Genomic DNA, 15767 nt, shown 5'->3' with positions numbered 1-15767 from the left:
GGACAGTGAGGCCGGACATGAAGATCAGCCGCTATCGACCCTTCCCCCGGATGCCGCTCGGCGACCGCGCCTGGCCGGACGCCGAGCTCACCGCGCCGCCGCGCTGGCTGTCCACCGACCTGCGGGACGGCAACCAGGCGCTGCCCAGGCCCATGGACCCCGGCCGCAAGCTGGTGCTGTTCGACCTGCTGGTGGGCATGGGCTACAAGGAGATCGAGGTCGGCTTCCCGGCGGCGAGCCAGGACGACTACGACTTCGTCCGGCTCCTGGTCGAGCGCGACCGCATCCCGGACGACGTGTGCGTGACCGTGCTGACCCAGGCGCGCGACGAGCTGATCGAGCGCACGGTGGAGAGCGTGAGCGGGGCGCCCGGGGCGACGATCCACCTCTACAACGCGACCTCGCCGCTGGCGCGGCGGCTGGTGTTCGGGATGAACCGGGACGAGTGCAAGGACCTGGCGGTCCAGGGAACCCGACTGGTCATGAAATATGCCGATAAATTACTCGAAGAGGGGGATGTTCGGTTTCAGTACTCGCCTGAGCATTTCCACGACACCGAGCCTGACTTCGCGCTGGAGGTCTGCGCGGCCGTCATGGACGTCTGGCAGCCCGGCCCCGACCGGCCGATCATCCTGAACTTCCCCACGACCGTCGAGCGCTCGACGCCCAACGTCTTCGCCGACCAGATCGAGTGGCTGCACCGCAACCTGCCGCACCGCGAGCACGTCTGCCTGTCGGTGCACACGCACAACGACCGCGGCACCGGGGTCGCGGCGGCCGAGCTGGCGATGCTGGCCGGCGCCCAGCGCGTCGAGGGCTGCCTGTTCGGCAACGGCGAGCGGGCGGGCAACGTCTGCCTGGTGACGCTGGGCCTGAACCTGGCCACCCAGGGCGTCGACCCCGGCATCGACTTCTCCGACCTCGACCGGGTGCGGCGCGTCGTCGAGGAGTGCACCGGGCTCGCGGTGCCGCCGCGCCACCCGTACGGGGGCGACCTGGTGTTCACCGCCTTCTCCGGCGGCCACCAGGACGCGATCAAGAAGGCGTTCGACGCCATGGACCGGGAGGCGGCCCGTACCGGGGGCGATCCGGCGGGGCTGCCGTGGGAGGTGCCGTACCTGCCGGTGGACCCGCGGGATCTCGGGCGCACGTACGAGGCGGTGGTCCGGGTCACCAGCCAGTCGGGCAAGGCCGGCCCGGCGTACCTGCTGAACGCCCGGTACGGGATCACGCTGCCGCGCGGGCTGCAGATCGAGCTGGGCCGGGCCGTCCAGGCGATGGCGGAGGCCGGGCAGGGCGAGGTCGAGCCGGAGCGCATCAGGCGGCTGTTCGAGCAGGAGTACCTGCCCCCCGGCGACCCCGGCGGCCTGCCCGGCGATCTCGCCGGGACGGTGGCCACGCTGCACGTCGACGGCGGCGCGTACGGGCAGGCCCGATCGGAGACGGCGGCGGCGCTGCGCGCGGCGCTGGAGGCCGCCGGCGTCCGGGTCCGGGCCGTGCACCACCTCGACGGCGCGGCCGTCGCCGCCGGCGGCGGGGTGACCGTCTACGCCCGGTGCGGCACAGACGGCGGCACAGACGGCGGCTCAAACGGCGGCTCAAACGGCGGCACAGACGGCGGCACGGCGTGGGGCGCCGGGACCGCGCCCGACGCGGTCGCCGCGGCCCTGGCCGCCGTGGGCACGGCCGTGGCCCGCGCCCGCCGCGCGGACCCGCCGCCGGCCTCCGCACCCGCCTCCCCCGCCCCTGAGCTGCCCCTTCCCGAGCCCGGACGCCGGCGCGCGGCCAGGAACCGGCGGCTGATGGCGGGACGATAGAGATCGAATACCACCCCGGCCTAGCGTGAGCGCAACACGACATGTGGGGAGACGGCCATGACTCTCATCGAACGGCAGGAGGAGATGTCCTGCCTGGAGTCGCTCGTCGCCAACGCCATCCTCGGCCGTGGACGGGTCGCGCTGGTCAGCGGGCCCGCCGGGACGGGCAAGAGCGCGCTGCTGCGCGCGTTGTCCGAACAGGCCATAGAGCTGGGCGCGCTCGCGGTGACGGCGACAGGATCGCGCATGGAGCAGGACCTGCAACTGGGCCTGCTCCGCCAGCTCATCCAGGACGCCCCCTTGGTCGAGGAGGAGCGCGAGCGCTCGGAGAAACTGCTGGCGGAGGGCGTGCGGACCGCGACCGCGGCGCACGCCGACGCCGAGCGGCTGCTCGACCCGCAGGTCGTGCACGCCCTCGTCACGGTGCTGCTCGACCTGTCCGAACGCTGCCCGCTGGTGGTCGTCGTGGACGACGTGCACCACGCCGACCGCACCTCCCTGCTCTGCCTGGCCTACCTGGCGCGGCGGGTGCGCAACGCGCGGATCGTGGCGGTGTTCGCGCTCAACGACCGGCAGGGCACGGACGGCCCGCTGGAGACCGACCTGCTGCGGCTGCCGCACTGCCTGCGCCTGCAGCTCGCCCCGCTGTCGCGCAGGGGCGTGGCCGCGCTGGTGGCCGGCCAGGTGGGGCTCAGCGCGACCGAGCGGTTCGCCGACGAGTGGCACACGATCAGCGGCGGCAACCCGCTGCTGGCCGGCGAGCTGGCCGCCGACTACCGCCAGCACCTGCGGGCCGTGGAGGAGCCGCCGCGCGAGCTGGTCGTCGGCGACCGGTTCGTCCGGGCGGTCGAGACGTGCCTGCGGCGCAGCCACCCGCGTACCGTCCGGGTGGCGCAGGGCCTGGCCATCCTCGGCGAGGCCGACGGGCTGGCCGAGATGCTCGAACTGCCCGCGGTGGACGTCGGCAGGGAGCTGCTCACGATCGGCGCGACCGGCCTGCTGCGCGGCGGCGGCTACCGGCACGAGGCGGTGCGCTCGGCGGTGCTGGCCGGCATGGACCTGTCGGAGCGCAAGGAGCTGTACCGCCGCGCCGCCGAGCTGGCCTACACGCGCGGCGTGCGGCCCGGCGTGGTCGCCGACCGCCTGCTCCAGGCCGCCAGGGTCGAGGCGCCGTGGGTGGTGCCGACGCTGGAGGAGGCCGCGCTGGCCGCGCTGCGCAAGGGCGAGGTGGAGTCGGCGGTGGCCTACCTGAAGCTGGCCTGGCGCGAGTGCACCGACGAGCTCCAGCGCTCCAAGCTGATGACCATGCTCGTCCGCGCGGAGTGGCGGATCAACCCGGCCGCCCCCGCCGGGCACCTGGACCAGCTCGCCGAGGCGCTGCAGAAGGGCAGCCTGCACGGCAGCGACGCCGTCGTGCTGGCCCGCGCGCTGCTGTGGCACGGCCGCTTCGAGGACGCCCGCGACGTGCTGGAGCAGCTCAACCAGGAGGCGTCGGCGTCCGACCACGCGACGCTGGCCGAGCTGGTCGTGGCGCAGCTGTGGCTGCGGGTGACCTGCCCGCCGCTGGCCGCGTACGTGGCCAACCCGCCGCGCGAGCACATCCTGGCCGGGATGGTGTCGGTCGCCGTCAACCGGCGGCTGGAGTCCACGCTCGCCCTGGCCGAGGTGCTCACCCACGGCCCGCGCGAGCACAACCTCGACGCCGTCGAGCGCATCCTGGAGGGCGAGCGGCTGGACGAGATGTCCCTGGACGTCGTGGAGAACTCGCTGCTCGCCCTCACCTACGCCGGGCGCTGCGAGCGCGCGGCGCCGCTGTGCGACCTGTTCGGCGACGAGGCGGCGGCCCGGCAGGCGCCCAGCCGCCGGGCCCGGCTGGCCGCCATCCGGGCCGAGATCGCGATCCGCCAGGGCGACATGCCCGCGGCCGAGCGGCACGCCCGCATCGCGCTGGACACGATCCCGATGAGCAGCTGGGGCGTGGCCATCGGCGGCCCGCTGGCCAGCCTGATCATCGCGCTGACCGCGATGGGCCGGCACGAGGCCGTGCGCGACCCGCTGGACCGGCCGGTCGCCGAGGCCATGTTCCAGACCCGTTACGGCCTGCACTACCTGTACGCCCGCGGCCGCTACAACCTGGCCGGCGAGTCGTTCGTGGCCGCCCTGCACGACTTCCTGCGCTGCGGCGAGCTGGTGACGGCCTGGGGCCTGAACAACCCGGCGCTGATCCCCTGGCAGGCCGACGCGGCCGAGGCGTGCCTGCGGATGGGCCAGACCGAGGAGGCCAGGGAGCTGATCAAGGCCCACCTGGACGGTTGCGGCCCCGGCGCCTACCGGGGGCGCGGCATCGGGATGCGGCTCAAGGCGGCCGTCTCCGAGCCGGCCCGCCGTCCGGCGCTGCTGCGCCAGGCGGTGGAGTACCTCCAGCTCGCCGGCGACCGGTACGAGCTGGCCAGGGCGCTGTTCGACCTGGTGGAGGCGTACGAGGCGCTGGGCGAGTTCCGGCGGGCCCGCACGGTGGCCGGACGCGCGCAGGCGGCGGCCCTGGAGTGCGGGGCCGAGCCGATGATCGGCGCGCTCAGCCGGGCGGCGGACGCGGACGGAGCCCCGTCCCCCCTGCCGGGCGACCTGATCGGCGTGCTGAGCGTCGGCGAGCGCCGGGTCGCCGCGCTGGCGGCGGCCGGTTACAGCAACCGCGAGATCGCGGCCAAGCTCTACATCACGATCAGCACCGTCGAGCAGCACCTGACCCGCACCTACCGCAAGCTGAACATCCGCCGCCGGGCCGACCTCCCGCTCGTGGTGGAGTTCGACGACACCGCCCAATCCTGACCGCCCAATCCTGACCGCCCGATCCTGACCCGGGCTGAACCGGTCCGGCGAGCCTTCCGCCGCCGGACCGGGTTCACCCGTGCTCACCTGTGCTCCCGGTGGGCACCGGGCATCCAGGAAGTTGCGGCCGCGCGGGCCCGCGGGCGAGCGTCGAAGGCATGGAACTCACCGTGGTGCGGGGGCAGGCGACCCCCGAGGAACTCGAAGCGGTCGTCGCGGCGGTCTTCCGCCGCCTGGCCGAGGCGGCCGAGCGCGAGGCGTCGGCCTGGTCCGACCCGTCCGTCCTGGTGCCCAGGCCGCTGTCCGGCGGCGACTGGCGGCTGGCGGCCTGGGCGAGCTGACCCGGGTCTTCACGGTACTGGAGGAGGAGCACACCATGTCGTCTCTGCTCGGTTCGCTGCGCCGGCTCGTGCTGGCGCCATCCCTGGCCGACGTGACCTTCGGCGCACGCGGCTTCCCCGTCGTCCCCTCGGCGCTCACCGGCCGCCTGGAGGCGATCCCGCAGGCCGTCGTGTGCGGCTTCGAGTGGGGCATCGACGTCCGTGACCAGTGGGAGATCGAGCGCCGGCTGTCCCTGGTGGACGTCGAGCAGCGCGGCTTCGCCTACGAGGGCGCGACGATGGCCTTCACCGTGCTGGACGCCATGGGCGGCGGGCGCGGGCGGCGTACCCGGGACCTGCTCATGGGCCCGGGGCAGCCGCACATCTTCCTGGCCTACATCGGCATCGGCTTCGCCATGGCCCGGCTGCCGCGGGTGTTGTGGAAGAAGGTGCTGCCCGACCTGGACGGCACCCCGTACCACCCGGTGATGAGCTGGCTGGCCGTGGACGGGTACGGCTTCGACCTGGCCTACTTCCACACCCGCCGGTACGTCGACGGGCAGCAGGTGCCGGCCCCCTACCCCTGGCAGGGCGACGCGGCCTACTTCCCGCGCGCCGTGGACCAGGGCGTCGGCCGGGCGTTGTGGTTCATCCACGGCGGCAGGCCGGGCGACGTGGCCGCGGCGGTGCGCGCGTTCGCCGCGGGGCGGCAGGCGGACCTGTGGAGCGGGGTCGGGCTGGCGGCCACGTTCGCCGGGTGCGCGGCGGGCGCGGCGGCGGTGCTGCGCGAGGAGGCCGGGGAGCACCGGGGCGAGCTGGCCCAGGGCTCGGTGTTCGCGACCAAGGCCCGGCACTACTCGGGGTTCGTCCCGGAGCATTCGGCGGCCACCGGCGCGGTGCTGACCGGGCTCGACGTGGCCGGCGCGGTCGCGCTGGCCGACGAGAGCGCAGTCGCGGCGGGCACGTCGGAACGCGTGCCGGATTACGAGCTGTGGCGCGGCAGGGTGCGCGCGCATTTCGCGGCCGAGGCCGAGATCCCGGCCCGCTGACCGCTTCCCGGAATAAGCACGTCATTCGCTTTCGCACGCCCAAAAATGAGCCTCCGAGCTGAGCAAACCCGAAGTTGTCCGGCCACCGGGCGGCATGTGTCAATGAAATTGGATTGTTCGGGCTATAAGCGGCGGAGGCTCAATTGGCAAGCGCATTGCGGTCACTGAGACGCAGAATTCTGGTGCCGGACGTCGGCGAGACGAAAGTCGAAACGCGCGGCTTCTGGGTGAAGAACGCGGCGTCCACTGAATTACTGGAGACGGTCGGCGAATACTTTCTCGCCGGTTACGCCCACGCCGTGGAGTCACGCACCGTCGCCGAGGCCGAGGACCGGCTCGAAGAGGTGCCCGCCCGCTTCCGCGGCTTCGCCTACGAGGGCGCGGGCATGGGCTTCGCCATCCTGGACTGCCTGACCTTCGGCGACCTGCGCCGGGTCAACGCCTGCCTCCAGGGACGCGGGCACCACCACAACTACATGATCTACGTGGGGATCGGCTGGGCCATGGCCCGGCTCCCCCGCTTCCTGTGGCCCAAGCCCCGGCTGCTGGACCCGCTGCTGCTGTGGCTGGTCCACGACGGGTACGGCTTCCACCAGGCCTACTTCCACACCGACCGGTACGTGCACCAGCAGGTGCGCGAACCCCGCTTCTCCTGGCCGGCCGGCCAGGAGGACTACGCGGCCCACGCCCTCGACCAGGGCATCGGCCGCGCACTGTGGTTCGTCGCCGGCACCAGCGCCGAGCGGGCGGTCACGCTGCTCGAACGGTTCCCCGAGTCCCGGCACGCCGACCTGTACGCCGGCATCGGCCTGGCCGCCACCTACGCGGGCGGCGCCGACGACGCCGAGCTGCGGTGGCTGCGCGAGCGCGCCGGAGCGCACCGGGGGCCGCTGGCCCAGGGCAGCGTGTTCGCCGCCGAGGCCAGGATCCGCGCCGGGCTGCTCTTCCCGCACACCGAGTCGGCCGTGGGCGTTCTCTGCGGCACCACGGCGGAGCGGGCGGCCGAGGTGAGCCGCCTGACCCGCCCCACCGCGACAGCACAGGACTCGCCGCCCGCCTATGAGGGGTGGCGCCGGCGCATCGCCGAGACGTTCGTCTTCCATGGAGGTGTTCCCTCGTGAGCTCGGTAGCCGCGTGGTTGCGCAAGCAGGCGGCGGGAGTCGCCGCACTCGCGCTGATGATCGCCGTCTTCGCGATCGGCCACCCGACCTTCGCCTCCGACGCGACCAAGGCCGAGATGGCCGGCGCGTACGGCTTCAAGTCCCTCGCGATCGCCGTGCCGGGCGGCGGCTCGGCCAAGACCGTCCGCAAGGTGAACCAGGCATACAAGCACATCGACGCCTGGATCTCCTCGGTGGGGGCCGCGATCGCGCTGAACGACCTCGACGGCAACGGCAGGGACGACGACCTGGTGATCGTGGACCCGCGTACCGACCAGGTGGTCGTCACCCCGGCGCCGGTCGAGGGCGGCGGCGAGCGGTACCGGCCGTTCGCGCTGTCGCTCGGCTCGCTGCCGGTCACCGACGCGATGGCGCCCATGGGCGCGGTGCCCGCCGACTACAACGACGACGGCCGGACGGACCTGCTGGTCTACTGGTGGGGCCGCACGCCCACGCTGCACCTGCAGCGGCCCGCCGCGACCCGGTTCGAGGCCGCCGCCTTCGACGCGGCCGAGCTGGTGCCCAACCCGGGCGGCGCGAAGTACGCCGGCGAGGTGTGGAACAGCAACGTCGCGACCGTCGCCGACTTCGACGGTGACGGCAAGCAGGACATCTTCGTCGGCAACTACTTCCCCGACGGCAGCCCGGTCCTCGACAGCCGCGTGGACGGCGGCGTGCAGATGAACCACTCGCTGTCCAAGGCCGTCAACGGCGGCCGGGACTACTTCTTCCGCGGCACCGGCAACGGCGGCTTCACCCGCCTGGACGGCGTGCTGCCGCCGGACGTCTCCACCGGCTGGGAGCTCGGCGCGACCAGCGCCGACCTGGACGGCGACGGCCTGCCCGAGCTGCTGCTGAACAACGACTTCGGGCCCGACCACCTGCTCTACAACACCTCCTCCCCCGGCACCATCAAGTTCTCCGCCACCGTCGGCTCGCACGAGATCGGCGTGCCCAAGTCGAAGGTGCTCGGCGAGGACTCCTTCAAGGGCATGGGCTCCGACGCCGGCGACCTCAACCACGACGGCGTCCTGGACTTCTTCGTCAGCAACATCACCACCCCGTACGGCATCCAGGAGAGCAACTTCACGTTCCTGTCCACCGTCAAGACCCAGGCCGAGCTGCGCGAGAGGCTGCGGCAGGGCGAGGCGCCGTGGAAGGACCTCAGCGCCGAGCTGCGCACCGCCTGGTCCGGCTGGGGCTGGGACCCGAAGATCGAGGACTTCGACAACGACGGCGAGAACGAGATCGTCCAGGCGACCGGGTTCGTCAAGGGCGACGTCAACCGCTGGCCGCCGCTGCAGGAGCTGGCCGCCGCCAACGACGGCGTGACCAGCAACCCCAAGTCGTGGCCGAACGTCACCGAGGGCGGCGACATCGCCGGCGCGCAGACGCTGGCCTTCTTCGCCAAGGGCCCCGACGGCCGCTACGCCAACCTGTCGGAGCAGCTCGGCCTGGCCGTGCCGGTGCCGACGCGCGGCATCGCGACCGGCGACGTCAACGGCGACGGCCTGATCGACTTCGCGGTGGCCCGCCAGTGGGAGGCCCCCGCCTTCTACCTCAACACCAGCCGGTCGGCCGGCTCGTTCCTCGGGCTGCGCCTGCTGCACGACACCCCCTCCGCGGCCGGCCCGCTGCCCGCCGCCGGCTCGCCGGTGATCGGCGCGACGGTGACCGCCACCACCCCCGACGGCCGCTCCTTCATGGGCCGCGTGGACGGCGGCAGCGGCCACTCCGGCAAGCGCGCGCACGCGGTGCACATCGGCCTCGGCGCGAACGTCACCGGCCCCGTGCGGGTCAAGCTGAGCTGGCGCGACCGCGCCGGGCAGCGGCACCAGCAGGAGCTCACGCTCACCCCCGGCTGGCACACCCTCCAGCTCGGCTCGCAAGCGAAGGAGAAGTGACGGCATGGCCGCCAAGACGATCACCCCGCCACGTCACGATCCCAAAGTGATCACGGCGCTGCGCCGGTTCGCGATCTCGATCACCATCTTCAACATCCTCGGCTACACCGTGCTGGGGTTCGAGCAGCCGTGGTCGTGGCCGTTCGTGGCGCTGGCCACCGGCTACACCGTGGAGATCATCCTTGAGGTGATCGGCGCCCGCCAGGAGGGCCGCGCGCCGCGCTTCCTCGGCAACGGCCCGCGCGGGCTGATGGAGTTCCTGTATCCCGCGCACATCACCTCCATCGCGCTCAACATGCTGATCTACGTCAACGACCAGGTGCTGGTCATGATGTTCGGCGTGACCGTCGCCGTGGGCGCCAAGTGGGTGCTCAAGGCGCCGGTGCGCGGGCGGATGCGGCACTTCATGAACCCGTCCAACTTCGGCATCGCGATCATCCTGCTGCTGCTGCCGTGGGCCAGCATCGCGCCGCCGTACCACTTCACGGAGAACGTCGACAACCCGATCGACTGGATCATCCCGGGGATCATCATCATCGGCGGGACCATGATCAACGGTAAGCTGACCGGCCGCATGTGGCTGATCGGCGGATGGGTGGGCGTCTTCGCCCTCCAGGCCGTGGTACGCGGGCTGATCATCGACGACATCTCCATCCTCGGCGGGCTGTCGATGATGACCGGGGTGGCGTTCATCCTGTTCACCAACTACATGATCACCGACCCGGGCACCAGCCCGTCCAGGCCGCTGTCCCAGGTCGCCTTCGGCGGCGGCGTGGCCGTGGTGTACGGCCTGCTCATGGGGATGAACATCCCGTACGGGATCTTCTTCGCCACGGCGGCGGTCTGCCTGATCCGCGGCGGCTTCCTGTGGGCGCTGCACATCGTGAACAAGGCGCGCGAGCTCGACGCCGCCAGGGTCAGCGCAGCCGCCGCCCAGGCGCTGCAGCACGCGCGGGAAGAGGTCGCGAAGGCATGACGAGGATCGCGATCGTCGGCATGGCCTGCCGGTACCCCGACGCCGCCTCTCCCCGGGAGCTGTGGGAGAACGCGGTGGCCGGCCGCCGGGCCTTCCGCCGGCTCCCGGACGAGCGCATGCGGCTGGAGGACTACTGGGACCCCGATCCCGCAGCGCCGGACCGCTTCTACGCCAAGATCGCCGCGGTCATCGAGGGCTACGCCTTCGACCGGGTGGCACACAAGATCGCCGGCAGCACGTACCGGTCGACCGACCTGGCCCACTGGCTGGCCCTGGACATGGCCGGCCGGGCCCTGGCCGACGCCGGGTTCGCCGGCGGCGACGGGCTGCCGCGCGAGCGCACCGGGGTCGTCGTGGGCAACACGCTCACCGGCGAGTTCACCCGCGCGAACGTGCTGCGGCTGCGCTGGCCGTACGTGCGGCGCACCCTGGCCGCGGCCCTGAAGGAGCAGGGCTGGGACGACGACCGCCTGGCCGCGTTCCTGGCCGACTACGAGGAGTCCTACAAGAGCCCCTTCCCGCCGGTGGACGAGGACACGCTGGCCGGCGGGCTGTCCAACACGATCGCCGGGCGCATCTGCAACCACTTCGACCTCAACGGCGGCGGCTACACCGTGGACGGCGCCTGCTCCTCGTCCCTGCTGTCGGTGGTGACGGCCGGCAAGGCGCTGGCCGACCGCGACGTGGACGTGGCCCTGGCGGGCGGCGTGGACCTGTCCATCGACCCGTTCGAGGTGATCGGGTTCGCCAAGACCGGCGCGCTGGCCAAGAGCGACTTCCGCCTGTACGACCGGCACTCCAACGGCTTCTGGCCCGGCGAGGGCTGCGGCATCGTCGTGCTGATGCGCGAGGAGGACGCGCTGGCCGCCGGGCGGCGGATCTACGCCACGATCGCCGGCTGGGGCGTCTCCTCCGACGGCAAGGGCGGGATCACCCGTCCGGAGGTGAGCGGCTACCTGCTCGCGATGCGCCGCGCGTACGACAAGGCCGGGTTCGGCCCGGAGAGCGTCGAGCTGTTCGAGGGCCACGGGACGGGCACGGCGCTCGGCGACGCGACCGAGCTCACGGCCCTGTCGCGGGCCAGGGCCGCGGCCGCGCGGCCGGCCGCGGTCGGCTCGATCAAGGGCATGATCGGCCACGCCAAGGCGGCCGCGGGCGTGGCGGGCCTGATCAAGGCGGCCATGGCCGTGCACGAGCAGGTGCTGCCGCCGACCATCGGGTGCGTCGACCCGCACCAGGTGCTCACCGACGAGGGCGCCACGCTGCGGGTGCTGCGCACGGCCGAGCCGTGGCCGCAGGGCGCGCCGCTGCGCGCCGCGGTGACCGCCATGGGCTTCGGCGGCATCAACACCCACGTGGTGCTGGAGAACACCGGCCCGCGGCGGCGGGTGTCCAGCCGGGTCAAGGCGCTGGCCGCCGCGTCCCAGGACGCGGAGCTGTTCCTGCTGGACGGCGGCACCTGGGACGAGCTGCGCGGCCTGGTGTCGGAGCTGCTCGACTTCGTGCCCAAGGTGTCCTACGGCCAGCTCGCCGACCTGGCCGCCACGCTGCGCGGGCGGCTGCGCGGCCTGCCGTTCCGGGCGGCCGTCGTGGTCTCCTCGCCCGACGACGCCGTACGGCAGCTCACCCGCGTGCTGACGGCGCTGGAGTCCGGCGAGAACGCGCTGTCCACCCCCGACGGCAAGGCGTTCCTCGGCCGCGCCTCGGCCCGGCCGCGGATCGGCTTCCTCTTCCCCGGGCAGGGCTCGGGCCGCGGGACCGACGGCGGCGCGCTGGCCCGGCGCTTCGCCGACGTCGCCGAGGTGTACGCTACGGCGGCGCTGCCCGCCGACGGCGACATGGCGGCCACCGAGGTCGCCCAGCCGCGCATCGTCACCGGCTCGATGGCGGGCCTGCGCGCGCTGTCGCTGCTCGGCATCGAGGCGGACGCGGCCGTCGGGCACAGCCTGGGCGAGCTGTCGGCCCTGCACTGGGCCGGCGCGATGGACGAGGACGCGCTGCTGCGCGTGGCGACCAAGCGCGGCCGGGCGATGCGGGAGCGCAGCGAGCCGGGCACGATGGCCGGCGTGCGGGCCGCGCCGGAGACCGTGCCGGCGCTGCTGGGCGACCTGCCGGTGGTGATCGCCGGGTACAACGGGCCGCTCCAGACCGTCGTCGCCGGGCCGGTGGCGGCGGTGGAGGAGGCCGGCCGCCGGGCCGAGCGCGCCGGGCTCACCTGGACCAGGCTGAACGTCTCGCACGCCTTCCACTCGCCGCTGGTCGCCCCGGCGGCCGAGGCGCTGGCCGGCTACCTGGCCGAGGAGCGGTTCCGGCCGGTTGCCCGGCGGGTCGTCTCCACCGTCACCGGGGACGACCTGGCCGCCGGGACCGACGTCCCGGCGCTGCTGCACCGGCAGATCACCGCACCCGTGCTGTTCGCCCAGGCGCTGGCCGCCGTGGCCGCGGACGCGGACCTGCTGGTCGAGGTGGGCCCCGGCCGGGTGCTCAGCAGGCTGGCGGCCGAGCTGACCGACGTCCCGGCCGTCGCGCTGGACACCGACAGCGAGTCGCTGGCCGGGCTGCTCGGCGTGGCCGGCGCCGCGCACGTGGCGGGCGTGCCCGTCGCCTGCGAGGAGCTGTTCCACGGGCGGCTGGTCAAGCCGCTGGAGATCGGCGCGGCGTTCTCGTTCTTCACCAGCCCGGCCGAGCAGGCGCCGCAGGTGCGCGTCAAGGCCGCCGCCCCGCAGCCGGCGGAGCGGACGGCCGAGCAGGCCGGCGAGGCGAGCAGCAACGGGACGAGCGCCGGGACGGCGGCGAAGCCGGACGAGTCCACGGTCGAGCTGCTGCGGCGGCTGGCCGCCGAACGCGCCGAGCTGCCGCTGGAGATGGTGACCGAGGACAGCAAGCCGCTGGACGAGCTGCACCTCAGCTCGGTCACCGTCATGCACATCATCGACCAGGCCACCCAGCACCTGGGCGTGCCCGCGGGCATGGCGCCGGCCAACGTCGCCACCGCGACGCTCCAGGAGCTGGGCGAGGCCCTGGACCGGCTGGCCGCGCAGCCGCGCGCGCAGTCGGCCCGGGGCGTGGCGGGCGCGGCGCCGTGGGTGCGCCCGTTCGCCGTGGACCTGGACGAGCAGCCGCGGCCCCGGCGGACGGCCGAGGAGCGCGCGGGGTCGTGGCAGGTGTTCGCGCCCGCCGGCGCGCCCCTGGCGGGGCCGCTGCGCGAGGCACTCGAAGGGGAGAAGATCGGTTCCGGTGTCCTGGTGTGCCTACCCGCGCGGTGCGCGGCCGACGACCTGGAGCAGGCGCTGCTCGGCGCCAAGGCGGCGCTGGCCGGCGGACCGGGCACCCGGTTCGTCCTGGTCCAGCACGGCCGGGGCGCGGCCGGGCTGGCCAAGACGTTCCACCTGGAGAGCGGCCTGCCCACCACGGTCGTGCACCTGCCGCAGGACGCGCCGCAGGCCGCCGCGCTGGTAGCCGCCGAGGCCGCGGCCACGACGGCGTTCAGCGAGGTGCACTACGACGCCGCCGGCGTGCGGCGGGTGCCGACGCTGCGAGCGCTGCCGTACCGGCAGGAGCGGGCGCAGGAGCCGCTGACCGGCTCCGACGTGCTCCTGGTGACCGGCGGCGGCAAGGGCATCACGGCCGAGTGCGCCATGGCCATGGCGGGCGAGGCCAAGGTGGCCGTGCTCGGCCGCTCCGACCCCGCCCGGGACGAGGAGCTGGCCGCCAACCTGCGGCGCATGGCCGCGACCGGGCTCACCGTCCACTACGCCAGGGCCGACGTCACCGACGCCGCCCAGGTGCGGGCGGCCGTGGCCGCGGCCGAGCAGGCGCTCGGGCCGGTGACCGCCGTCCTGCACGGCGCCGGGCGCAACGAGCCGGAGGGCATCGCCGGGCTGGACATGGACGCCTTCCGCCGCACGTTCGCCCCCAAGGTGGACGGCCTGCGCAACGTGCTGGAAGCGGTCGAGCCCGGACGGCTGCGGCTGCTGGTGACGTTCGGCAGCATCATCGGCCGGGCGGGCCTGCACGGCGAGGGCCACTACGCCACCGCCAACGAGTGGCTGGCCGACCTGACCCGCGAGGCGGGCGAGCGGCACCCGGGCTGCCGGGCGATCTGCATGGAATGGTCGGTCTGGTCCGAGGTCGGCATGGGCGAGCGGCTGTCGGTCGTGGACCGGCTGGTCGAGCAGGGCATCACGCCGATCCCGGTGGACCGCGGCGTGGAGATCATGCGCCGCCTGGTGAGCGATCCCGACGCGCCCGGCGTCGTGGTGATCAGCGGGCGCACCGAGGGCATCCACACCGTGCGCCGGGAGGAGCCGGAGCTGCCGCTGCTCCGCTTCGTCGGCGCGCCGCTGGTCCGCTACCACGGCGTGGAGCTGGTCAGCGAGGTCGAGGTGAACGCCGGGACCGACCTGTACCTGGCCGATCACCTGCTGGACGGCAACCTGCTGTTCCCGGCGGTGTTCGGGCTGGAGGCCATGGCCCAGGTGGCGTACGCGGCCACCGGCCGTCCCGGCGCGCCCGTCGTGGAGCAGGCGGAGTTCGTCCGGCCGATCATCGTGCCGCCCGACGGGAGCACCACGCTCCGGGTGGCGGCGACGGTCACCGGGCACGACACGGTCGCGGTCGCCATCCGCAGCCAGGAGACCGGCTTCGACGTCGACCACTTCACGGCCGTGCTGCGCCTGGACGCCGGCGCCCCGCCCGCCGGACCGCCCGAGCAGTCCGGCGACGAGCTGCCGCCGGTCGCGCTGGACCCCGACACCCAGCTCTACGGCGAGGTGCTCTTCCAGGGCAGGCGCTTCCAGCGGCTGCGCCGCTACCACCGGGCCGCGGCCCGCGCGGTGGACGCCGACCTCCAGGTGGCGCAGGAGTGCGACTGGTTCGCCGGGTTCCTCCCGCCGGACCTGCTCCTGGGCGACCCCGGCATGCGGGACGCGCTGATGCACGGCAACCAGGTGTGCGTGCCCGACGCCACCCTGCTGCCGACCGGCATCGAACGCGTCCACCCGGCCGGGGCCGCGCTGTCCGGCGCGGACGAGGTGCGCTACTGCGCCTCCGAACGGTCCAGGGACGGCGACGCCTACGTCTACGACGTCGCGGTCCGGACGAAGGACGGCGAGGTCGTCGAACGCTGGGAGGGGCTGCGGTTGCAGGCCGTGCGCAAGAAGGGCGGGGCCGGTCCGTGGGCGGCGCCGCTGCTCGGCCCGTACCTGGAGCGCACGCTGGAGGACCTGACGGGCGCGCGGGTCGCGGTCGTCGTGGAGCCGGGCGAGGGCACCGGCGACCTGGCCGTGGCCCGGCTGGGCGCCGCGGAGGGCGTGCGGACGGCGTCGGCGCACGTGCCGGGACTGACGGTGTGCGTGGCCGCCCCAGGGCCGCTGTCCTGCGCCGTCGAGCCCGTCACCCCCGGCGGCCCTGCCGACCCCGCCGACCCTGCCGACCGGGACGCGCTCGCCGGCGAGATCGCCGCGGCCTGCGGGGAGGACGCGGACACCGCCCGCGCCCGCACCCGCGCCGCGCTCGCCTGCCTGCGCGACGCCGGAACGGGTGCGGCGACGGCAGCGGGGCCCGACGTGCCGCTCGCGGTCACCCGGGCCGCGGCCGACGGATGGGCGGTCCTGACCGGCGGCGGCGCGGCCGTGGCCACGCTCGCCACCCGGGTGAACGGCCTGGCCGGCCCCGTCGTCGTCGCGATCCTCACCGAAGGACGGTCCTAGC

Annotated in this window: 8 protein-coding genes; all 8 read left to right on the top strand. The window is 74.0% G+C overall.

Going from position 1 to position 15767, the window contains the following annotated elements; translation table 11 throughout:
• Nucleotides 1–17: 17 nt before the first annotated feature.
• The 8 genes from ACIBST_RS23880 to ACIBST_RS23845 all read left to right on the top strand — a co-directional run bounded on the left by ACIBST_RS23880 (nt 18) and on the right by ACIBST_RS23845 (nt 15766).
• Entirely contained in the window at nt 18–1817 is a 1800-nt protein-coding gene (locus ACIBST_RS23880; RefSeq protein WP_397174634.1) for a 2-isopropylmalate synthase, read from the top strand.
• A 57-nt stretch (nt 1818–1874) separates the two neighbouring features.
• Nucleotides 1875–4646, top strand: a complete 2772-nt coding sequence (locus ACIBST_RS23875; protein ID WP_397174632.1) for an AAA family ATPase — start codon at nt 1875–1877, stop codon at nt 4644–4646.
• Between the two features lie 158 nt (nt 4647–4804).
• The gene (locus ACIBST_RS23870) at nt 4805–4987 is read left to right on the top strand and encodes an acyl-CoA carboxylase epsilon subunit (RefSeq protein WP_397174630.1); all 183 of its coding nucleotides are present in this window, start codon (nt 4805–4807) and stop codon (nt 4985–4987) included.
• 35 nt (nt 4988–5022) lie between these two features.
• On the top strand, nt 5023–6015 hold the full coding sequence (locus tag ACIBST_RS23865; protein WP_397174628.1) for a DUF1702 family protein: 993 nt from the start codon (nt 5023–5025) through the stop codon (nt 6013–6015).
• 143 nt (nt 6016–6158) lie between these two features.
• Complete coding sequence (locus ACIBST_RS23860; protein WP_397174626.1) at nt 6159–7136, top strand: DUF1702 family protein; 978 nt, start codon at nt 6159–6161, stop codon at nt 7134–7136.
• Nucleotides 7133–9079: a CRTAC1 family protein gene (locus ACIBST_RS23855; protein ID WP_397174624.1), complete on the top strand. Its 1947-nt coding sequence runs from the start codon at nt 7133–7135 to the stop codon at nt 9077–9079. The genes ACIBST_RS23860 and ACIBST_RS23855 overlap by 4 nt, the downstream gene beginning before the upstream one ends.
• Before the next feature lie 4 nt (nt 9080–9083).
• Entirely contained in the window at nt 9084–10055 is a 972-nt protein-coding gene (locus ACIBST_RS23850; protein WP_358007565.1) for an enediyne biosynthesis protein, read from the top strand.
• Nucleotides 10052–15766 (top strand): type I polyketide synthase, encoded by a 5715-nt coding sequence (locus ACIBST_RS23845; RefSeq protein ID WP_397174622.1) that lies wholly within the window; start codon nt 10052–10054, stop codon nt 15764–15766. Before ACIBST_RS23850 ends, ACIBST_RS23845 begins: the two co-directional genes overlap by 4 nt.
• Nucleotide 15767 lies beyond the last annotated feature (1 nt).

Source organism: Nonomuraea sp. NPDC049684, assembly GCF_044465345.1.
Lineage (GTDB): Bacteria > Actinomycetota > Actinomycetes > Streptosporangiales > Streptosporangiaceae > Nonomuraea.
The sequence above is the reverse complement of the archived record's forward strand: the minus strand, read 5'-3'. Positions and strand labels throughout refer to the sequence as shown.